This window comes from Streptomyces lomondensis, from assembly GCF_014651035.1.
GTDB classification, from domain to species: Bacteria; Actinomycetota; Actinomycetes; order Streptomycetales; family Streptomycetaceae; genus Streptomyces; species Streptomyces lomondensis.
In genome coordinates this window covers 125,399-145,591 of the sequence record NZ_BMWC01000010.1, presented here as the reverse complement: position 1 = coordinate 145,591, position 20,193 = coordinate 125,399, and the positions used below count along the sequence as shown (strand labels likewise).

15 protein-coding genes are annotated in these 20,193 nt (G+C 71.9%); 10 read left to right on the top strand and 5 right to left on the bottom strand.

Translation table 11 applies throughout. The features are described from left to right. Positions 1–91: 91 nt before the first annotated feature. The 7 genes from IE255_RS29225 (at position 92) to IE255_RS29195 (ending at position 9,484) form a co-directional block, all read left to right on the top strand. On the top strand, positions 92–487 hold the full coding sequence (locus IE255_RS29225) for a DUF742 domain-containing protein (protein WP_031121441.1): 396 nt from the start codon (positions 92–94) through the stop codon (positions 485–487). Further along, on the top strand, positions 468–1,043 hold the full coding sequence (locus IE255_RS29220) for a GTP-binding protein (RefSeq protein ID WP_190053397.1): 576 nt from the start codon (positions 468–470) through the stop codon (positions 1,041–1,043). The genes IE255_RS29225 and IE255_RS29220 overlap by 20 nt, the downstream gene beginning before the upstream one ends. A 377-nt stretch (positions 1,044–1,420) precedes the next feature. Then, a complete protein-coding gene (locus IE255_RS29215) occupies positions 1,421–4,720 on the top strand; it encodes a nitrate- and nitrite sensing domain-containing protein (protein WP_190053396.1) in 3,300 nt (1,099 codons plus the stop codon). 10 nt (positions 4,721–4,730) lie between these two features. Then, entirely contained in the window at positions 4,731–5,144 is a 414-nt protein-coding gene (locus tag IE255_RS29210) for a roadblock/LC7 domain-containing protein (RefSeq protein WP_004983065.1), read from the top strand. 94 nt (positions 5,145–5,238) lie between these two features. Further along, entirely contained in the window at positions 5,239–5,823 is a 585-nt protein-coding gene (locus tag IE255_RS29205) for a DUF742 domain-containing protein (protein ID WP_190053395.1), read from the top strand. Next, positions 5,804–6,385, top strand: coding sequence for a GTP-binding protein (locus IE255_RS29200; protein WP_014675207.1), 582 nt, complete (start codon positions 5,804–5,806; stop codon positions 6,383–6,385). The genes IE255_RS29205 and IE255_RS29200 overlap by 20 nt, the downstream gene beginning before the upstream one ends. Before the next feature lie 78 nt (positions 6,386–6,463). Continuing rightward, positions 6,464–9,484, top strand: a complete 3,021-nt coding sequence (locus IE255_RS29195; RefSeq protein ID WP_190053394.1) for an NACHT domain-containing protein — start codon at positions 6,464–6,466, stop codon at positions 9,482–9,484. A 59-nt stretch (positions 9,485–9,543) separates the two neighbouring features. Here IE255_RS29195 and IE255_RS29190 read toward each other — a convergent pair whose 3' ends face one another. The 4 genes from IE255_RS29190 to IE255_RS29175 form a co-directional block, all read right to left on the bottom strand. After that, positions 9,544–9,738 (bottom strand): acyl-CoA carboxylase subunit epsilon, encoded by a 195-nt coding sequence (locus IE255_RS29190; RefSeq protein ID WP_190053393.1) that lies wholly within the window; start codon positions 9,736–9,738, stop codon positions 9,544–9,546. A gap of 35 nt (positions 9,739–9,773) precedes the next feature. Beyond that, a complete protein-coding gene (locus tag IE255_RS29185) occupies positions 9,774–11,357 on the bottom strand; it encodes an acyl-CoA carboxylase subunit beta (protein WP_190053392.1) in 1,584 nt (527 codons plus the stop codon). 154 nt (positions 11,358–11,511) lie between these two features. Continuing rightward, positions 11,512–13,887 (bottom strand): polysaccharide lyase 8 family protein, encoded by a 2,376-nt coding sequence (locus IE255_RS29180; protein WP_190053391.1) that lies wholly within the window; start codon positions 13,885–13,887, stop codon positions 11,512–11,514. Between the two features lie 503 nt (positions 13,888–14,390). Further along, on the bottom strand, positions 14,391–15,248 hold the full coding sequence (locus IE255_RS29175) for an SDR family NAD(P)-dependent oxidoreductase (protein WP_190053390.1): 858 nt from the start codon (positions 15,246–15,248) through the stop codon (positions 14,391–14,393). Between the two features lie 339 nt (positions 15,249–15,587). Here IE255_RS29175 and hpnR point away from each other — a divergent pair, with 339 nt between their 5' ends. Further along, entirely contained in the window at positions 15,588–17,087 is a 1,500-nt protein-coding gene (gene hpnR, locus IE255_RS29170; protein WP_190053389.1) for a hopanoid C-3 methylase HpnR, read from the top strand. Positions 17,088–17,102: 15 nt separating this feature from the next. Further along, on the top strand, positions 17,103–17,981 hold the full coding sequence (locus IE255_RS29165; RefSeq protein WP_190053388.1) for a DMT family transporter: 879 nt from the start codon (positions 17,103–17,105) through the stop codon (positions 17,979–17,981). Between the two features lie 23 nt (positions 17,982–18,004). Here IE255_RS29165 and IE255_RS29160 read toward each other — a convergent pair whose 3' ends face one another. Further along, positions 18,005–19,306: a glycosyltransferase gene (locus IE255_RS29160; protein ID WP_190053387.1), complete on the bottom strand. Its 1,302-nt coding sequence runs from the start codon at positions 19,304–19,306 to the stop codon at positions 18,005–18,007. 138 nt (positions 19,307–19,444) lie between these two features. Here IE255_RS29160 and IE255_RS29155 point away from each other — a divergent pair, with 138 nt between their 5' ends. Continuing rightward, on the top strand, positions 19,445–20,050 hold the full coding sequence (locus IE255_RS29155; RefSeq protein ID WP_190053386.1) for a YceI family protein: 606 nt from the start codon (positions 19,445–19,447) through the stop codon (positions 20,048–20,050). Positions 20,051–20,193 lie beyond the last annotated feature (143 nt).

The window sequence follows — 20,193 nt, the reverse complement described above, 5'->3', positions numbered from 1 at the left end:
CTCACCACATCACCGTCCGGCCGCCACACACCCCACACAGGGCTCGTCAGACGGCTCGACCGACCGACTTGCTGTCCCGCCCGGAGGACTCATGACCCCGCCCACCGCCTCTCATGATCCGTACGCGGAGCCGTACGAGGACGAGGGCGACCAGCCGCTGGTACGGCCGTATGCCATGACCGGCGGCCGGACCCGGCCGCGCTATCAGCTGGCCATCGAGGCACTGATCAGTACGACCGCGGACCCCGCCGCGCTCATGGGGCTGCTGCCCGAGCACCAGCGCATCTGCCACCTCTGCCGTGAGGTGAAGTCGGTGGCCGAGGTCTCGGCCCTGCTCAACATGCCACTGGGGGTGGCCCGGATCCTGGTCGCCGACCTCGCGGAGGCCGGTCTCGTCGCGATCCACCAGCCGGGCGGCGACGAGGCCACCGGTGCACCGGACGTGACACTGCTCGAAAGGGTGCTCAGTGGACTTCGCAAGCTCTGACGCGGGTCGTTCCACCACGTCAGCGAAGATCGTGGTGGCGGGCGGCTTCGGCGTGGGCAAGACCACGTTCGTCGGCGCCGTCTCGGAGATCAACCCGCTGCGCACGGAGGCCGTGATGACCTCCGCCAGCGCGGGCATCGACGACCTGACCCACACCGGGGACAAGACCACCACCACGGTGGCCATGGACTTCGGCCGTATCACCCTGGACCAGGACCTGATCCTGTACCTGTTCGGTACGCCCGGTCAGGACCGCTTCTGGTTCATGTGGGACGACCTGGTGCGCGGCGCCATCGGCGCGGTGGTCCTGGTGGACACCCGCCGCCTGGCCGACTGCTTCCCGGCCGTCGACTACTTCGAGAACAGCGGCCTGCCGTTCGTCATCGCCCTCAACGGCTTCGACGGCCAGCAGCCGTACGCGCCGGACGAGGTCCGCGAGGCGCTGCAGATCGGCCCCGACACCCCGATCATCACCACCGACGCCCGGCATCGGGCCGACGCGAAGAGTGCCCTGATCACGCTGGTCGAGCACGCTTTGATGGCACGGCTGAGGTAGCACCCAATTCAGAAGCGCCATACGGCAGTTGTCGTAGATACTCCGGAGCCGACTGTGTCCTTTGACACGGTCGGCCAAGGTGTTCATAACGTTTCGGCAGAGGAATCTGGTGGTACGGCCACGCGTCGCGCACATCCGGTCTCGCTGCGCGCACAATCGCCCCGCCTTTTGGCGGGGCTCGCTCTTTATGACCGTTTTATCTGGGGCTTACACCACTCGGAATCCCGGCCCCGGACTGTTTGGAAGAGCGCAGGTCGACGTGCTGGAATGCCTGAACTGCCCAATAGTCAATGGCGTCCTCGTCCGTCGATGGCGTGTTGGGCTCTGAGACACTGCGGCACAACGTTGGTGCCGACCGCCGAGAGGTTGTTGGTCGAGTGAGGCGAAGCAAGAACAGTCCCGAGCCGTCGGCCCGGGGCAACTTCACCCCGCCGCCGCGCACAGCGGCGCCCGCCCCCGTGCCCGGTTCGGAGCCGACGGCCGCACCCGCTCCGAGCGGCGGCCGTCTCTCCCCGCGCAACTGGCGCGTGGCGACCAGGCTCAACGCGATCCTGCTCATACCCGTGCTGGTCGGCCTGGTCATGGGCGGCTTCCAGGTGAAGAGCTCGATCGACACCTGGCAGGAGGCCGAGGACGCGGAGAACACCGCGCGCCTGGTGCGGGCCGCACTGGCCTACGGCAACGAACTGCTGGTGGAGCGCGACGTGACCGCCGCGCCCCTGCTCCAGGGCAAGGGCGCGAAGGACCCGACGGTCGTGAAGGCCCGCGCGAACACCGACAAGGCGGCCGACGCCTTCGACGAGGCCGTCAAGAACATGCCCGACCGGCCCAACCTGGTGCGGCGCCTGGAGCGCTTCCGCGAGGTGGAGCCGCAGCTGGCGCAGCTGCGTGCGGCCGCCTACACCAGCCAGCTCAAGGGCGTGCAGACCGAAGAGGGCTACGTCGAGACCGAGCACAGGCTGCTGGAGTTCGCCAACGAGCTCGGCCTGGGCACCGGCAACATCACCAGCTACGGCCGTACCGTCTACGCCATCTCGCTGACCAAGGGCGCGCTCTCCCTCCAGCGCTCCATCGGCATGCACATGCTGATCAAGCCCGGTCCGGACGGCGGCAACCTGGCCAGCCAGCGCATCGCCCTGTCCTCGTACGCCTACCTGGAGCGCATCGCCATCCAGGAGTACCAGAGCGGCGGCACCGAGGCGGACAACGCCAAGCTGACGGCGGCCGAGAAGCAGATCAAGGCCGAGGGCGCGAAGATGGCCGCGGAGGCCAAGGCCAAGGACCCGGACTACGTTCCGCCGCCCGCCAACCCCACCACGATGATCGCGAGGCTCGCGGCGCTGCCGTCCACGGACCCGAGCGAGCGCGCCGACCTAGCCCAGGAGGGCATCACCGCGCAGAACTGGTGGGCGGTCACCACGCTGAAGTTCAACGCGTACAACAAGATCGAGACGGAACTGGCCGACACCGCGGTGAACGAGGCCTCGGACATCGCCGACGACGCCAAGCGCGACGCCATCATCACCGGTGCCGCCGTCGTGGTCGCCCTGCTCCTCGCCTTCATCCTGGCCGGTGCGGTCGCCCGCCAGATGAGCCGCTCGATGCGCCAGCTGCGCAACGCCGCCTTCGGCATCGCCGAGCAGCGCCTGCCGATGCTGGTCGACCAGCTGTCCCGCACCGACCCCGGCCGCGTCGACACCCGCGTCCAGGCCATCCCGATCACCACCACGGACGAGATCGGCGAGGTCGCCCGCGCCTTCGACCAGGTCCACCGCGAGGCCGTCCGGCTCGCCGCCGAGCAGGCCCTGCTGCGGGGCAACATCAACGCGATCTTCACCAACCTCTCGCGCCGCAACCAGTCGCTGATCGAGGGCCAGCTGACCCTGATCACCGACCTGGAGAACAACGAGGCCGACCCGGACCAGCTGGAGAACCTCTTCAAGCTGGACCACCTCGCGACCCGTATGCGCCGCAACGGCGAGAACCTCCTCGTCCTCGCCGGCGAGGAGCCCGGCCGCCGCTGGGACCAGCCGGTGCCGCTGGTCGACGTGCTGCGCGCCGCCTCCTCCGAGGTGGAGCAGTACGAGCGCATCGAGCTGTCGGGCGTGCCGGAGGCCGAGATCCACGGCCGGGCCGTGACCGACCTCGTGCACCTGCTCGCCGAGCTGCTGGAGAACGCCACGACGTTCTCCTCGCCGCAGACCAAGGTCCGTGTGACCGCCACCCGTCTCCCCGACGGCCGGGTCATGATCGAGATCCACGACAAGGGCATCGGCCTGACCGCCGAGGACTTCGCGGACATCAACCACAAGCTGGCCAACCCGCCGACCGTGGACGCCGCGATCTCCCAGCGCATGGGCCTGTTCGTGGTCGGCCGGCTGTCCGACCGGCACGGCATCCGTGTCCAGCTGCGCCCCTCCGGCGAGCAGGCCGGTACGACCTCGCTGGTCATGCTGCCCGACGCGATCACCCACGGCGGTGGCGGCGAGCAGCACGTGGACCGCGACGAGTTCACCGTCTCGCAGATCATCCCGGAGCAGAACTTCGGCGGCGAGAACTTCAACCAGCAGCCCATGCGCACGGCGGCGGAGCTCGGCTTCGACGACAGCCGGTACGCGGACGTCCCCGACGACATACGCGAGCTGGACCCCGTCGGCCGCTCCCTGATGCGCGAGGAGCGCCGGGCGGCCCTGGAGGCCCAGGCGCACCAGCAGCCCGCCCTGCCCGGGCAGCAGAACGCCCAGGAGTCCGCCGAGGCGTACTCCGACGAGTACAACGGGCAGCAGGGCTACGACACCGGCCAGGCCTACGACACCGGCCAGAGCGGCTACCCCGGGCAGCAGCCCTCCGCGTACGACCGCCAGGCGCCGTACGAGGAGCAGCAGCAGGCGTCGTACGGCGAGCAGCAGCAGACGTACGAGGAGCAGCAGCGCCAGTCGTACGAGGAGCAGTACTACGCGCCGAACGGCGGCCTGCCGCAGAACGACGCCTTCTCGCCGAACGGCGGCTACCCGGAGCCCTCCTATGCGGAGCCGGCCCAGGAGGAGCCCGCGGCGCCGGGTGCGGGTGTGCCCGACAACTTCCCCGCCTTCGAGCAGCGGCGCTACCAGGACGACTGGCCGCAGCAGGACGGCTACCAGAACGGCTACCCGAACCAGTACCCTGCTCAGGCTCCGGAAACGGAATCTGCGCAGGCCGCTGACGCGAGTGAGCAGGACCGCGTAGGCTTCGACCGTCCGGGACCGGCCCCCTCCGCCGCCCATGCGCTGACCGACGCCGGGCTTCCCCGCCGCGGATCCACCGCGAGCGGTGCGAACGGCACAGGTGGCGCACGGCACGCGAGCCAGGAGCCGCCGGCCTCCACTCAGGAGAGCAACGGCGACAGCGACTGGCGCTCGGCCAACGACGAGCGGTGGCAGCAGGCCTCGCAGCTCCGGAAGCCCAAGGCGGGCGGGGTCACCTCCTCCGGCCTGCCGAGGCGGGTACCCAAGGCCAACCTGATCGAGGGTTCCGCCGAGAGCACTCCCCAGGGAGGCCCACAGGTCTCCCGCGCCCCGGAGGACGTCCGGGGCAGGCTGAGCAACCTGCGTCGCGGTGTCCAACGCGGCCGCAACGCAGGCAGTGAAACGAACGGCCAGGGCTTCGGTCCTGACAGCACCTACAACCAGGAGCGTTAGTGTGAGCCCGATGAGCCAGGCGGCACAGAACCTGAACTGGTTGATCACCAACTTCGTGGACAACACCCCGGGGGTGTCCCACACGGTGGTGGTCTCCGCCGACGGACTCCTTCTGGCGATGTCCGAAGGCTTTCCCCGCGACCGCGCCGACCAGCTCGCGGCCGTCGCCTCCGGTCTGACGTCTCTGACGGCAGGCGCCTCCCGGATCTTCGAGGGCGGCAGCGTGAACCAGACGGTTGTGGAGATGGAGCGGGGATTCCTCTTCATCATGTCCATCTCCGACGGCTCGTCGCTCGCGGTTCTCGCACATCCGGAGGCGGACATCGGTCTCATCGGGTACGAGATGGCGCTGCTCGTGGACCGAGCCGGTACGGTCCTGACCCCGGACCTTCGTGCGGAGCTCCAGGGGAGCCTGCTCAACTAACAGACGGACGGTGCGTTTTGGCGTCCCATGGCCGTAAGGTCTTGGGACGCGGCTCCACAGCGATGGGTGCCAGGCACAGTCGGAGGAGGAGAAAGTGGCAACACCCCCAGGCGGTTCGTCTTCGGGCAACTGGTCGTACGGCCCTGCCCAGGGTCAGGGCGACGGTGGTCAGAACCCGAACCGTTACAACTTCCCCTCCGCGCCCAGCCACCGGCAGCCGTACGCGCCACAGGGCCCCGGCCCGTCGCCGTACGACCAGCCGCCGGCCCCGCGCATCCAGCCCGTGCAGCCGCAGCGCCGCACCCCCGAGCCGGCGCCCGGCGGGGCGTCGAACCATCACAATCCGTTGGTGCGTCCGTACGCCATGACCGGTGGCCGGACCCGCCCGCGTTACCAGCTCGCCATCGAGGCGCTGGTGCACACCACTGCGCAGCCGCACCAGATGCAGGGCCAGTTGCCCGAGCATCAGCGGATCTGCAACCTCTGCCGGGAAATCAAGTCGGTCGCCGAGATCTCGGCGCTCCTCACGATCCCTCTCGGCGTGGCCAGGATCCTCGTCGCCGACTTGGCGGAGGCGGGACTGGTCGCCATCCATCAGCCCGGCGGCGACGAGAACGCCGGCGGCCAGCCAGACGTGACACTGCTCGAAAGGGTGCTCAGTGGACTTCGCAAGCTCTAGCGGAGGGCCTTCCCGCTCCACCACGTCCGCGAAGATCGTGGTGGCTGGCGGCTTCGGCGTGGGCAAGACCACGTTCGTCGGCGCCGTCTCGGAGATCAATCCGCTGCGCACAGAGGCCGTCATGACGTCCGCTTCGGCGGGCATCGACGACCTCACCCACACCGGGGACAAGACGACCACGACGGTCGCCATGGACTTCGGCCGTATCACCCTGGACCAGGACCTGATCCTGTACCTGTTCGGTACGCCCGGTCAGGACCGGTTCTGGTTCATGTGGGACGACCTGGTGCGCGGCGCCATCGGCGCGATCGTGCTCGTCGACACGCGGAGGCTCGCCGACTGCTTCCCCGCCGTCGACTACTTCGAGAACTCGGGCCTGCCCTTCGTCATCGCCCTCAACGGCTTCGACGGCCAGCAGCCGTACACGCCGGACGAGGTGCGCGAGGCGCTGCAGATCGGCCCGGACACCCCGATCATCACGACGGACGCCCGCCACCGCGCGGACGCGAAGTCGGCGCTGATCACGCTCGTCGAGCACGCGCTGATGGCCCGCCTGCGGTAATCGGCACGTTCGCCTTGCGGCCCCCGTTCCTCCTGTGGGAGGAGTGGGGGCCGCAGGTGTTTCTCGGGAGGGGGCGCGATGAGCGCGGAGGCGGCGGCGTTACGGCTGGGCACGACTGTGGCGAAGACGGCGGCCGACCTGTGGCTCGGCGGCAGGCGGCGGGAACAGGAACGCCATCTGACGATGGCCGAGCTGCTGCGGGTCCGGGTGCCGGGACTGCGGCTGCGCCGGAGCGTGGAGCGCCAGTTCGGGCAGATCACGGACGCGGTGTTCGACCGGCTGGAGCCGTATCTGGAGCACGAGTTCCGGGGGCTGGACGAAGCCGGCCGGCAGGCGGTGATCGACGCGGTGTGCGACACGTTCGCGCGGGCGGACCTCTCCGACGAGGCCGTGCTCGCGGCGGATGCCAACGCCGCTGAGCTGATCCGCCGTATCACCGGGTCGGTGCCGGCGCCGGTGGGGCTGAACGAGGCGGAGTCCCGGCTGTACGAGGTGCTGTTCGCCGAGTGCGTCGAGTACTACGTGCGGATCGTGCGGAGCCTGCCCGTCTTCGAGGAACGGGCGGCGACGGAGCTTCTCGCCCGGACGGCCACGCTCGGCGCCGAGGTGGCCCGGCTCCTGGAGCGGCTGCCGGACCGCTCCCTGCTCGCGCCGGACGGCACGGACCAGGACACGGCGTTCCGGCGCCGGTACCTGGAGCTGGTCAGCCGGGACCTGGACGAGGTGGAGCTGTTCCGGCGTACGTCGGACCAGGCGGCGGGGCCCCGGGTGCGGCTGTCGGTCGCGTACGTGAGTCTGCGCGCCACCGGTGACGACGGGACCCGGCGGCGCACCGCCCGGCCCTTCTCCCGGCTGCGGCCCGACATGAGCGACTGGGAGGAGGCCGGGGGCGACAGCTCCGGGATGCGGGTCGAGGCCGGGCTCAGCGGTGCCTCGCGGGTGCTGCTGCGCGGCGAGGCGGGCTCGGGCAAGACGACCCTGCTGCGCTGGCTGGCCGTGACGGCGGCGCGCGGTGCCTTCTCCGGGGAGCTGTCCGACTGGAACGGCCTGACGCCCGTCTTCGTCAAGCTGCGGGAGTACAGCGGCCGTACACCGCCGAATGCGGACGCGATGCTCGACGGGATCGCCGGGCCGATCACCGGCATCATGCCCAAGGGCTGGGTGGAGCGGCAGCTCGACTCGGGCCGGGCGCTGCTGCTGATCGACGGGGTGGACGAACTGCTCGACCGGGAGCGCCGGGCGGTCCGTGACTGGCTGCGCAGGCTGCTGGTGGCGTACGACGGGGTACGGGTGGTCGTCACCTCCCGTCCGGCGGCGGCCGGCGCGGACTGGCTGCGCGGGGAGCACTTCACCGCGATGCACCTGGACCGCATGAGCCCGCCGGACCTGGCGGCGTTCGTCCGGCAGTGGCACCAGGCGGTACGGGAGCTGGGCGAGGACCTGCCCTGTCCCGTGGACGACCTGCCGCTGTACGAGCAGTCCCTGCTGACCAGCCTGAAGGACCGCCCGCACCTCCAGTCCCTGGCGGGCACTCCCCTGCTGGCGGCGATGCTGTGCGCCATGCACCTCAACCGGGGCCGGCAACTGCCCCGGGACCGCATGGAGTTGTACCGGAACGCGCTGCACACCCTGGTCCACGACCGGGACGCCGACCGGAACGTGCCGAGCGCGGTGGACAGCAAGCTGAGCCTCAGCGACAAGCTCGTCATCCTGCGGGACCTGGCCTGGCGGCTGTCGGACAACAACCGCAGCGAGATCTCCGTGGAGCAGGCCGCGGTGCACGTCGGCGGGAAGCTGCGGGCGATGCGGCATCTGGACGGCCTGGAGGGCGGGCAGGTGCTGGACCAGCTGCGGCACCGCTCGGGCATCCTCCGCTCCCCCGCCGAGGGCCGTCTGGACTTCGTGCACCGCACGTTCCAGGAGTACCTGGCCTCCGCCGAGGCGGCGGAGGAGGACCGGATGGGCAACCTCGTCGAGCGGGCGCATCTGGATCTGTGGCGGGAGACGGTCATCATGGCGGCGGGCCATGCGAACGCGCGCCAGCGGGAGGAGCTGCTGGGCGGCATCCTGGACCGGGCCGACCGGGAGCCCCGGCACGCCCGTGTTCTGCGGCTGCTGGCGGCCTCCTGCCAGGAGACGCTGCCGGAGGTCTCCGACGGGTTGGCCGTTCGGTTGGAGGAGGCGGTGTCGCATCTGCTGCCCGCGCGTCGGCCGACGGATCCGCCCGCGTTGGCGGCGGTGGGGACGAGTCTGCTGCGGAGGCTGCCGAGTTCTTTGGGAGAGCTGACGGAGAAGGCTGCCGCGCAGACGGTGCGGACGGTGGCGTTGATCGGTGGGGCGGAGGCGCTGGGGCTGTTGGCGGGGTATGCGCAGGACACCCGGGACGAGGTGGTCGACGCGCTCATCGAGGCGTGGGGGTATTTCGACGCCGATGCGTATGCCGACCGGGTTCTGGCGGGGGTGCCGCTCAAGGGCCGTAAGGTCACGGTCACCCACACGGGGCAGTGGCGTGCCGTTGGGCGCCTGCCCGCCGTCGACAACCTGTGGGTCAGCCACCCCGTCACGGATCTCACGGTCCTCACCGGGCTGCACCCGCTGGAGGAACTCACCCTGGTCGCACTTCACGGCGAGGTCGACATGTCGCCGCTCGGGACACAGTCCTCGCTGGTCGAGCTGGCGCTGAGCGGCCGTGCGTCCCTGAAGAACATCGATGTCCTGGGTGAACTCCCGGCGCTGGACATCCTCTACCTCGGATCCGAATGCCTGCCGAACCTCCGTGAGCTGAGCCTGCCGCCGACTCTCGACTACCTGTGCCTGCTGAACCTAGACGCCTCCATCGACCTCGCTCTGCTCCAGCACGAACACATCACGTGGCTGGGGCTGATGGCCGGGAAGACCTGTCTGCCCCAGGGGGTCCACGCCCTGTCCGCGCTGCCCCGGCTGAGAAGCCTGGCTCTCATGCATATCGACGTGGCCGCTTGGATGGAGGCGGGATCCTTCCCCCCGGCCGGCGTGACACACCTGCATCTGAACCAGTGCGTCCTCCCCGACGACCCCGCAGCGCTCGACTTCCCCGGCGTGAAGCTCACCATCCTCTGACCACACACCACGGCCCCGTCCTCCAGAAGGAGAACGGGGCCGTAAGGCGTTGAAGCTGCTCAGCGCCAGCTGTGCGGTGCGCGGAAGCCCGGCTCGCGCTCCAGGCGGCGCCAGCCGGCCTTCACGCGGCCGCGGTGCGCGGGGGTGGGGTCGGCAGGGCGGGCGGCGGCGCGGGCCAGGAGGATCGCCGTGATGGCGGCGACTTCCTCGGGCTCGGCGTGGCCCTTCTCGACGCGGATATCAGGAATGTCCATGGGTGTCAGTCTCCGTGAGAGAGATGTCCGCCGGGTTACTGCGGAGGGTTGCCGTGCTTGCGGGAGGGCAGGTCGGCGTGCTTGGTCTGGAGCATCGCAAGGGACTTGATCAGCACCTCGCGGGTCTCGGCGGGGTCGATGACGTCGTCGACCAGGCCGCGCTCCGCCGCGTAGTAGGGGTGCATCAGCTCGGACTTGTACTCCTTGACCATCTTCTGCCGCATCGCCTCGGGGTCCTCGGCCTCGGCGATCTGGCGGCGGAAGATGACGTTGGCCGCGCCTTCCGCGCCCATGACGGCGATCTCGTTGGTCGGCCAGGCGTAGGTCAGGTCCGCACCGATGGACTGGCTGTCCATGACGATGTACGCACCTCCGTAGGCCTTCCGCAGGATCAGGGAGATCCTCGGCACGGTCGCGTTGCAGTAGGCGTAGAGGAGCTTCGCGCCGTGGCGGATGATGCCACCGTGCTCCTGGTCGACGCCCGGCAGGAACCCGGGGACGTCCAGAAGAGTGATGATCGGGATGTTGAAGGCGTCGCACATCTGGACGAAGCGGGCCGCCTTCTCGGAGGCCTCGATGTCCAGGACTCCCGCCAGCACCTGGGGCTGGTTGGCGATGATGCCGACGACCTGGCCGTCCATCCGGCCCAGCGCGCAGATGATGTTGCGGGCCCAGCGCTCGTGGACCTCCAGGTACTCGCCGTCGTCGACGATCTCCTCGATGACCTTGGCCATGTCGTACGGCCGGTTGCCGTCCGCCGGGACCAGGTCGAGCAGGACGTCCGAGCGGCGGTCCACCGCGTCCGCGGACTCGGTGCGGGGCGGGTTCTCGCGGTTGTTCTGCGGGAGGAGCGACAGGAGGTAGCGGACCTCCGCGATGCAGGTCTCCTCGTCGTCGTAGGCGAAGTGGCAGACGCCGGACGTCTCGGCGTGCACGTCCGCGCCGCCCAGGCCGTTCTGCGTGATCTCCTCGCCCGTGACCGCCTTGACGACGTCCGGGCCCGTGATGAACATCTGCGAGCTCTCGCGGACCATGAAGACGAAGTCCGTCAGGGCCGGGCTGTAGGCCGCGCCGCCCGCGCACGGGCCGAGCATGACGCTGATCTGCGGGATGACGCCGGAGGCCTTGGTGTTGCGCTGGAAGATGCCGCCGTAGCCCGCGAGGGCCGAGACGCCCTCCTGGATGCGGGCGCCCGCGCCGTCGTTGAGCGACACCAGGGGGGCACCGGCCGCGATGGCCATGTCCATGATCTTGTGGATCTTCGTGGCGTGGGCCTCGCCGAGCGCGCCGCCGAAGATGCGGAAGTCATGGGCGTAGACGAAGACCGTCCGGCCCTCCACCGTGCCCCAGCCGGTGATCACACCGTCGGTGTACGGCTTCTTGGCGTCCAGGCCGAAGCCCGTGGCCCGGTGCCGGCGCAGCTGCTCGACCTCGCGGAAGGAACCGGGGTCGAGGAGAAGCTCGATGCGCTCCCGCGCGGTCAGCTTGCCCTTGGCGTGCTGCGCCTGGGTCGCCTTCTCGCTCGGGCCGGCCACCGCCTGCGCACGGATCTCGTGCAGTTCGGCCACGCGTCCACGCGCGTCGGTCGGCTCACCCGGCGCCTCATCCAAAACGGTCATGTAGCGACCTTACGAAGCCGAGCAAGGAATCCGGGCCGTCGACTCCTCACAGTCTCCGGCGTGTTTTCCTGGTACCCCTGAACAGAACCATGGGCCGGTGCAGCCTTTCCGACTGCTCAGAGGGCGTGCGGCTTGTAGGGGTCGCACAAGGGCCTCAGTTGAGTGTCACCTCACATCGGTGGGTGGCGCAGGCCGTTCCGGGGGTGACGCGCAGGCGCAGCCGGCGGCCGGTGGCGAGCACCTCGACCGTCTCGTCCGCGTGCAGGACCCGGCGGACCGGGCGGTTCAGGGTGATCTCCAGCGGCTCGCCCGTACGGGGCGGCTCGCTCACGCAGAGCGTAACCGTACGGCCCCGGCGCACGGCCAGCACGCTCGCGCCGGCGGAGGCGGTGAGCGGGCCCGCGCTGCCGGCCCGCCAGAAGTTCGCGGCCGTGAGGCCGAGGGCGGGCACGGCGACCGCCTGGCGGCCGGCGTCGTTGGCGAGGACGGACAGCCACCGGCGGTCGGCGGCGCGGCGCGCCACGGCACGGCGGGACGCCCCGGGCATCAGCACGTAGGCGTACGTGGCGTCCGCAGGGTCGGTGCCGTGGTCGAGCCAGAGGGTCTGCCAGCGGCGGGTGCGCCGCTCCGGCGTGCTGCCGGTGTTGATGTCGGACCAGGCTCCGGTGCGGTCCTCGCGGAGCGCCTCGGGCTCGCCGTCGAGCAGGACCCAGCCGCCGTGGTCCTCCAGATGGGCCCAGTCCGGGCCCCGTACGAAGCGCTGGGTGCCGTGCTCGCCGAGGTTGCGGTTGTCGACGATCGTCTCGACGGGGACGCCGTCGGAGCAGGTGATCCCGGCGCCGAGGCAGATCACCGCGTCGGCGGCGCAGAACCAGGACTTGCGGGCCTGGAGGGTGGAGCCGAGGCCCTTGAGGTGCTGGCCGAGCGCGGCGTACGTGCCGTCGGTGGTGCCGCCGACCCAGCGGGCGTCCGGGCGGGCCGTGCCCCACTCGCCGCCCTCCCGGTCGGCCAGCCGCCTGGTGGAGACGGTGGTGCCGGGCAGGCGGTACCAGTCGACGGTCGGCCAGAACCAGTCCGTGTACTGGTCGCTCGCGCCGGCCCACCAGTAGACCATCCCGGCACCCGTGTGCCAGCCGCGTGGGTTCTCGCCGTTGCCGCACTCGTAGTGGGCGATGCGGTCGCTGGCCATGGCGATGTTCACGGTGAAGCCCGGGCGGCGGTGGACGGCGCGGTCCATGGCGGCGAAGAGGTGGTGCCCGGTGGGTTCGGGCGCGGCCGGGACGGGCGAGGCGGCTATCGCGTGCAGCCGGGCGAGGTCGGCGACGCCGAACTGGGGTGCCGTCAGGAGCGGTGTCACGGTGTCGCGTTCGATCCAGCCCTTGATCCGGGCGTGCCAGCGGTCGCGTTCCGCCTGGCTCGCGGCCTGCGCGAGGAGTGCGATGGCGGCGATGAGCTGACCGCCGTGGAAGTGGTCCGAGCGCAGCACCTGCCGGTCGTCGGAGGTGAGGTGACCCCGGCTGATGGCCCGGCCGTTGACGCTGTCCATGACCAGCCCGTCGTGGATGAGCGGCGCGTAGGCCCGTTCGACGCTGTCGAGGACGATCTGCCGGTTCGGGTCGGTGACCTCCCAGTCGGATCCGGCGAGCAGGGCGAAGAGCCGGCCGAGGCCGTCGAGCATGACCTGGCCGTAGGTGCCCGAGTAGGCGACCCAGGTGTGCTGGACGAAGGAGCCGTCGGCGGAGAGGCCGTCGCCGCGGGTGACGTACGGGAAGACCGGGGAGAGCGCGTCACGGGCGAGGGCGATCTTGGCCGGGGCGCGGCCGAGGATGCCGCGCAGGGCGACGGAGCGGCACAGGTCGACGCGGTTGGCGCCGGTGGAGGTGCCGGCGTAGTCGCCGAGGGCCGAGTCGGGGACGAAGTGGTCGACGGCGGCGCAGGCGGCCTGGATCCGGGCGTCGCCCAGCTCGTCGTAGAGGGCGGCCGTGATGTCCATGAGCAGGCGCGGGCTGCCGATCTGCCATTCCCACCAGTTGCCGTAGCGGGTGGTGGCGGGGTTGTAGACGGTGGCGGAGAGGTGGTCGAGGCCGCGCAGGATGCCGGTGAGGAGGGCGGGGTCGGCGGTCGAGCCGGTGCCCTGCTGGACGTAGGCCTGGGTCATGGTCCACAGGCGGCCGTAGCTGTGGGTGATGCCGGCCGGCGGGTCGAAGGGGTGGCCGGGCCACAGGGAGTGCGCCGCCGGGGCCATGGTGGCGCGCAGGGTGCGGGCGCGTTCGCCGGTCCGGGCGAGACGGGAGGCGTACGGCTGTGCGGCCGGGTTGTAGCCGGTGCCGAGGGCGATGCCGAGCCAGCGCCCGCGGAGGGTGTCGTACGGGTCGGCGGCCTCGGCGGGAGCGCCGGTGACCCGGGCCGCGGGCGTCGCACCGCCGGTCGCCGCCAGGGCCGCGGCCGCCAGCAGCAGGGCGCGGCGGCCGGGCCGGGGCGCGGCGGCCCGGGTGGTGCGGCGGGGGAAGACGCGGCGCTGGGGAGTCATGCCCCTGCCCTACCACGGGGAGGCGGGCCCCTGAACGGGGGATCCGGCCGCGGTGACCGGAACGGCGGAACGGCTGGATGTGAGGCCGGGTCAGCCAAAGCGGTCGGGCAGGCGGAGCTCGAGCCCGGGGCCACACCCGGGCCCCCACACCAGCGGGGAGGCGGCCACTTGGACCGGGCACCTGGCCGGAGGGACCGCCAAGGCAGGACGGCGGGGTGTGAGGCCGGGTCAGCCAAAGCGGTCCGGCAGGCGGAGCTGGAGCCCGGGGCTACGCCCGGGACCCCCCACCAGCAGGGAGGCGGCCACGTGGACCGGGCACCTGGCCCGAGGGACCGCGAAGGCATGACGGCTGGATGTGAGGCCGGGTCAGCCAAAGCGGTCCGGCAGGCGGAGCTGGAGCCCGGGGTTACGCCCGGAACCCCCTACCAGCAGGGAGGCGGCCACGTGGACCGGGCACCTGGCCCGAGGGACCGCGAAGGCGGGACGGCGGGGGGTGAGGCCGGTCAGCCGAAGCGGTCGAGCAGGCGGCGGTAGAGGCCCGGGGCCAGGCCGCGGACCCGGCCTGGGAGGGTCAGCCAGGTGGGGATGTAGGCCTCGTCGCGCCCCTGGCGCACGGCCTGCCAGATCGCGCCGGCGACGTGGCCGGGCGAGGTGGGCCGGGGGCGGGAGCGGTCGTAGGGCCTGCCGCGGCGGGTGAAGAAGGCCGTGTCGACGGGGCCGGGCACGACGAGGGTCACGCCCACGCCCGTGCCGCGCAGTTCCTGGCGCAGCGCCTCGGCGAAGGCGGCCAGGCCGGCCTTGGCGGCGGAGTAGACCGCCTCCTCCCGTACGCCCACGCAGCCCGCGATCGAGCCGAGCAGCACCACGCGGCCCCGCCCGGCCGCGATCATGGAGGGCAGGACCTCGCGCACGAGGTGCAGCGTGGCGTTGAGGTCGAGGGTCAGCACCCGGTCGATGTCGGTGTGCGGCATGGTGGCGAACGGGCCCGCCCAGCCGATGCCCGCCCCGGCGACCAGGACGTCGATCCGGCCGGTGGTGTACAGCGCGGACTGGGCCAGCAGGCGGGGGCCGTCCGGGGCGGCGAGGTCGGCGGGCAGCACGATGGCCGAGGTGCCGGAGGCGGTCTGCTCCAGGCGGCGCCGGTCGCGTCCGCTGAGGAGCAGCTGCCAGCCGGCCATGGCGAAGCGCCGTGCCGTGGCCGCCCCGATGCCCGAGGAGGCCCCGGTGACCAGGGCCACGCGCCGGTCCAGGCGCGGGGGCGGCCCGTACGCGCGCAGCCGGGAGGGGACGGGTGCCGTGGCACGGCGCGGGGTGGCGCCCGCCGGTGGGTCGTGGGCCGAGCCGGAGCCGGTGAGTGTCACGAGTCGGTCTCCCTGCGCTGTACGTCCGCCGTGGTCTCGTTGTCTCGTCTGTCTCCCTGCGGTCCCGTGAAACGGAACCTCCTCTTCCAGGACACCGCCACCGCGGTGCCCCGCGCCAGTGCTGGGGCCGTTCCCGCGGACCGGGCTCACCCGATCCGACGCGCCCCTCCCGTGGGCGGTCTGCGGGCCGGGCCCCTGCGCACCGTGTCGGGCAGGACCACCCCTGCGGGCCGCGCGGTGCCGCCAGGCGGCGGTATGGGCAGCACGCGCCGCGGCGGCCTCGGGTTACGTAGGGGGCACCCTTCCGTGTCCGGTACGGCTCCCCGTGGCGAGGTGACCATGCGTGTGCTGCTCGTCCACCCCAGCGCCCTGATGTACTCCGAGATCTTCCTGCGGCTGGAGCCGCTGGGGCTCGAACGGGTCGCGGGCGCCGCCCGCGAGGCCGGCCACGAGGTGCGGGTCGTGGACCTCCAGGTGCTGAGCCGCCGCCGGCTGCGCGGTGAGGTGCGCTCCTTCCGGCCGGAGGCCCTCGGCATCTCGCTGAACTACCTGGCGAACATCCCGGAGGCGATCGAGCTGGCGGCGGAGGTGAAGCGGGCCGTGCCGGGCTGCTTCGTGTTCCTGGGCGGGCACAGCGTCTCGTTCGTCGCCGAGGAGGTGCTGGAGCAGGCGGAGGGGTCGGTGGACGCGGTGGTACGCGGCGAGGGCGAGCCGGCGATCGCGCCCCTGCTGGAGGCGGTCCGCGACGGGGGTGTGGAGGAGGTGCCCGGAATCGTGACGGCCTCGGGCCGGGGGCCCGCGCCGCTGATGCTGCACGGCATCGACACGCCGCTGCCCGCGCGGGACCTGATGCGCAGCCGCCGGCGGTACTTCATCGGCGAGCTGGACCCGTGCGCGTCCATCGAGTTCACCCGCGGCTGCCCGTGGGACTGCTCGTTCTGCTCGGCGTGGACGTTCTACGGCCGCAGCTACCGCAAGGCCTCGCCCGAGGCGGCGGCGGAGGACCTGGCGAACATCCGGGAGCCGAACGTCTTCATCGTCGACGACGTGGCCTTCATCCGGCCCGAGCACGGGGACGCCATCGCCGCGGAGGTGGAGCGGCGCGGCATCCGCAAGCGCTACTACCTGGAGACCCGGGCCGATGTGCTGCTGCGCCACCCCGAGGTCTTCGAGCGGTGGGCCAGGCTGGGGCTGAAGTACATGTTCCTCGGGATGGAGGCCATCGACGCGGAGGGCCTGGACCTGTACCGCAAGCGGGTCAGCCCCGACGAGAACTTCCGCGCCCTCGACACGGCCCGCCGGCTCGGCATCAAGGTCGCCATCAACCTCATCGTCGATCCGGCCTGGGACGAGGAACGCTTCCGGGTGGTACGGGAGTTCGCGCTGGCGGTGCCGGAGATCGTGCACTTCACGGTGATGACGCCCTACCCCGGCACGGAGATCTGGCACACCGAGTCGCGGCGCCTGACCACGCGCGACTACCGGCTCTTCGACATCCAGCACGCGGTCGTGCCCACCACGCTCCCGCTGGAGCGCTTCTACGAGGAACTGGTGCGCACCCAGGCCGTCATCAACCGCAAGCACCTGGGGCTGCGCACCGCCGTCGGCGCGGCGCGCGCCCTCGGCCGCAACCTGCTGCACGGGCAGACGAACTTCGCCCGCATGCTGTGGAAGTTCAACCAGGTCTACAACCCGCGCCGGCAGTTCGCCGACCACGGCATGCCGGTGCGCTACGAGCTGCCCCTGCCGCAGCACCTGGACGTCGGCGACCGGCGGAAGCTGTACGTGCACACCCGGGGCGCGACGCAGGGCGCGCCCTCCCGCCGGACCACCGACTAGGTCCCCGCGCCCGGCATGCCGATCGCGGTCCTGGCCTCCCTCGCCGCCGGTGTCTGCTTCGCCGTGGCCGGTGTGCTCCAGCAGTGGGCCGCGGGCGGGCGCCCGGACGCGGAGGCGCTGTCGCCGCGTCTGCTGGCCCATCTGGTCCGGGACCGGGTGTGGCTGGGCGGTATCGGGCTGGCCGTGCTGGCCTACGGTTTCCAGTCGCTGGCGCTGGCGTACGGGCCGCTCAGTCTGGTGCAGCCGCTGATCGTGGCGGAGTTGGTCTTCGCCGTGCCGCTGTCGGCGCGGCTGCACCGGATGCGGCTGGGGCCCCGCGAGTGGTTCGGCACGCTGGCGGTGGCGGCGGGGCTGGTCATGGCCCTGGTCTCGGCCCGGCCGCACGGGGGCCGGCCGGGCGCGGCGGACCTTGTGTCCTGGCTGCTGATCGTGGGCGCGACCGCCGCGCTCGTGGTGGGCGCGCTGGCGACGGCACGGCTGCTGTCCGGCCCGTGGCGGGCCTCGGCGACGGCCCTGGCGGCCGGGGCGGTCATGGGCACGCAGTCCGTCCTGCTCGCGGCGACGGTGGACCGCCTCCGCCACGGCCTGCTCGCGGCGCTCTCGGCCTGGCAGACCTACGCCCTCGTCCTCGCCAGCGTCGGCGGCCTCCTCCTCATCCAGAGCGCCTTCCAGCAGGGGCCGCTCGCGTCGAGCATGACGGTCCTGGACGCGACGGAGCCGGTGGTCGCCGTGACCGTGGGCACGGCCGTCTTCGGCGAGGCGATCCACACGGGCTGGCCGGTCTCCGCGGTGACAGTGGCGGGGCTGGTGCTGGTGGGGGCGGGGATCGTGAGCCTGGACGCGTCACCGGTGATCGCGGCGTTGCGGGGGCGGGGGGCCGGGGAGGGGCGGTGAGGTGGGACTCCGGGACCCGCTTCTCAGGCCGCCCGTGGGCGTTCCCGGTCCCGGGACGGCGGCTGGGGCAGCCAGACGGGGAGCAGGTCCTCGGTGAGGACCCGGTCCCAGGTCGGGTGGGTGGCGCGGGCCGTGGCCGCCGCGCGGTGGCGTACCGCCGACAGCAGGGGCGGGTGGTCGAGGAGCGCGGCCAGGGCGTCCGCCCACTCCCCCGGGTCGTCGCGGCGTACGACGATGCCGTCGCGGCCCGGTGCGGAGAGCCACTCGGCGGTGTGCGCGCCCTCGGGCAGCACCACCGCGAGGCCGCTGGCCATCGCCTCGGCGACGACGTTGCCGCAGGTCTCCGTGCGCGACGGGAACGCGAAGACGTCGCAGCCGGCGTACACCCGCGCCAGCCGGTCCTGAGGGAGCGGCCCGAGGAGGCTGACGTCGGCGCCGAGGGCGTGCCGGACGGGCCCCGCCTCCGCGCCGGCGCCGGCCATGACGAGGTGCACGGCCCGGCCCCGCTCCCGCAGCAGCCGCACGCTCGCGGTCAGCAGCGGCACGCCCTTGGTCGCGTCCAGCCGCCCCGCGAACAGCACCAGCGGACGGTCGGTCGGCACGCCGTACTCCCGGCCGAGCCGGCCCCGGGCGCCGGGGTCGGGGCGGAAGCGCTCGTGGTCGACGCCCCGGCGGAGCGGGGCGACCCGGTGCGGCCCGAGGACGCGGCCGAGTTCCGCCCGGCCCGCGGAGGTCGGCACCAGCACCCGTTCGCAGCTGTCCAGCAGCCGGTCCCGCCGCCGGCGCAGCAAGGTCTCGGCCCGGTCCGCGAGGAACGCGCCCGGCCCCGGCCGGTCGCCGGGCAGCCACCGGCCGGCCAGGTAGCGGGCGTAGACCGAGGCGAGCAGCGGGACGTCGGTGTGCACGGAGGCGAGCAGCCGGGGCAGCGGGCCGGATCCGCGGGCGGCGCGCCGGGCGAGGCGGACGGCGGTGGTGGCGTAGGCGAAGCTGTGCGTGCAGTGCCAGACGTCGTGGCGCGGCAGCAGGGCCGCGAGCCGGGGGTGGTGGGGCGCGAGGTCGGTGACGTCCTCCGCGCCGTCGGCCGACGCCAGCGCGGCCGTGCGGAGCACCGGGCGGAGCATGACGAGGCGCACCCGGGGCGAGAGGACCTCGACCCGTTCCCGCTCGCCGAGGAAGTAGACGGTCAGATCGAGGCCGGACCCGGAGCCGTCGGGCAGGCGCTCGGGGAGGCGGGCGGCGCTCTCCGCCAGACGCTCCCAGCACTTCACATGGCCACCCGATGTGCCGTTCCGCTCCAGCTCGACCAGGACCGCGACCGAGGACATGATCACTGGGTACCACGCGGGCCGCGGAAGCAATCGCGACACCGCATCCGATGATGTTGAACGTTGAATGGAATAGGTCTACGGTGGGTCGCGTTGATGTAGTTAAACATTCAACATCAATCGCAGGAGGCGTACTCCATGAGCATCTTCAGCCGCAACGACACCGAGACCGCCGCCGCCACGGGCGCCGCCGTGACCCCGGACCTCGCCGCCCTGACCGGCGACTACACGATCGACCCCGCGCACTCGACGATCGGTTTCGTCGCCCGGCACGCCATGGTCACCAACGTCAAGGGCAGCTTCCAGGACTTCTCCGGAACGCTCCACCTCGACGGCACCGACCCGTCCCGGTCCACGGCTTCCCTCGACGTCGTGATGGACAGCATCGAGACGGGCAACGCGGACCGCGACGGCCACCTCAAGAGCGCGGACTTCTTCAAGGCGGACGAGTTCCCGACCATGACGTTCCGCTCCACGAAGGCGGAGGCCCTCGGCGGTGACGACTACCGCATCACCGGCGACCTGACGATCCTCGGCACCACCCGCCCCCTGACCATCGACCTGGAGTTCAACGGCGCCGCGAAGGACCCCTTCGGCAACGAGCGCGTCGGCTTCGAGGGCAAGGCGGAGATCCTGCGCTCCGAGTGGGGCCTGACCTGGAACGCCGCCCTGGAGACCGGCGGCGTCCTGGTCTCCGACAAGATCAAGCTGAACTTCGACGTCTCGGCGATCAGGAACGCCTGAACCGCGGCGGCCACGCCGCACGGCCGAGGTCGTGCGGCGTGGCCGAATCGCGCCCCTTGTGCGAGAACTGTCGGCGTTCCCATAATCCAGCAGCAGAATTTGACCAGTCCATGCCAGCACATGGACGTTTCTTTTGCCTTGCT

Coding starts and splice junctions, on each gene's coding strand:
- IE255_RS29225 (WP_031121441.1), top strand. CDS start 92: ATGACCCCGCCCACCGCCTCTCATGATCCGTACGCGGAGCCGTACGAG.
- IE255_RS29210 (WP_004983065.1), top strand. CDS start 4,731: ATGAGCCAGGCGGCACAGAACCTGAACTGGTTGATCACCAACTTCGTG.
- IE255_RS29195 (WP_190053394.1), top strand. CDS start 6,464: ATGAGCGCGGAGGCGGCGGCGTTACGGCTGGGCACGACTGTGGCGAAG.
- IE255_RS29190 (WP_190053393.1), bottom strand. CDS start 9,738: ATGGACATTCCTGATATCCGCGTCGAGAAGGGCCACGCCGAGCCCGAG.
- IE255_RS29185 (WP_190053392.1), bottom strand. CDS start 11,357: ATGACCGTTTTGGATGAGGCGCCGGGTGAGCCGACCGACGCGCGTGGA.
- IE255_RS29180 (WP_190053391.1), bottom strand. CDS start 13,887: ATGACTCCCCAGCGCCGCGTCTTCCCCCGCCGCACCACCCGGGCCGCC.
- hpnR (WP_190053389.1), top strand. CDS start 15,588: ATGCGTGTGCTGCTCGTCCACCCCAGCGCCCTGATGTACTCCGAGATC.
- IE255_RS29165 (WP_190053388.1), top strand. CDS start 17,103: ATGCCGATCGCGGTCCTGGCCTCCCTCGCCGCCGGTGTCTGCTTCGCC.
- IE255_RS29160 (WP_190053387.1), bottom strand. CDS start 19,306: ATGTCCTCGGTCGCGGTCCTGGTCGAGCTGGAGCGGAACGGCACATCG.
- IE255_RS29155 (WP_190053386.1), top strand. CDS start 19,445: ATGAGCATCTTCAGCCGCAACGACACCGAGACCGCCGCCGCCACGGGC.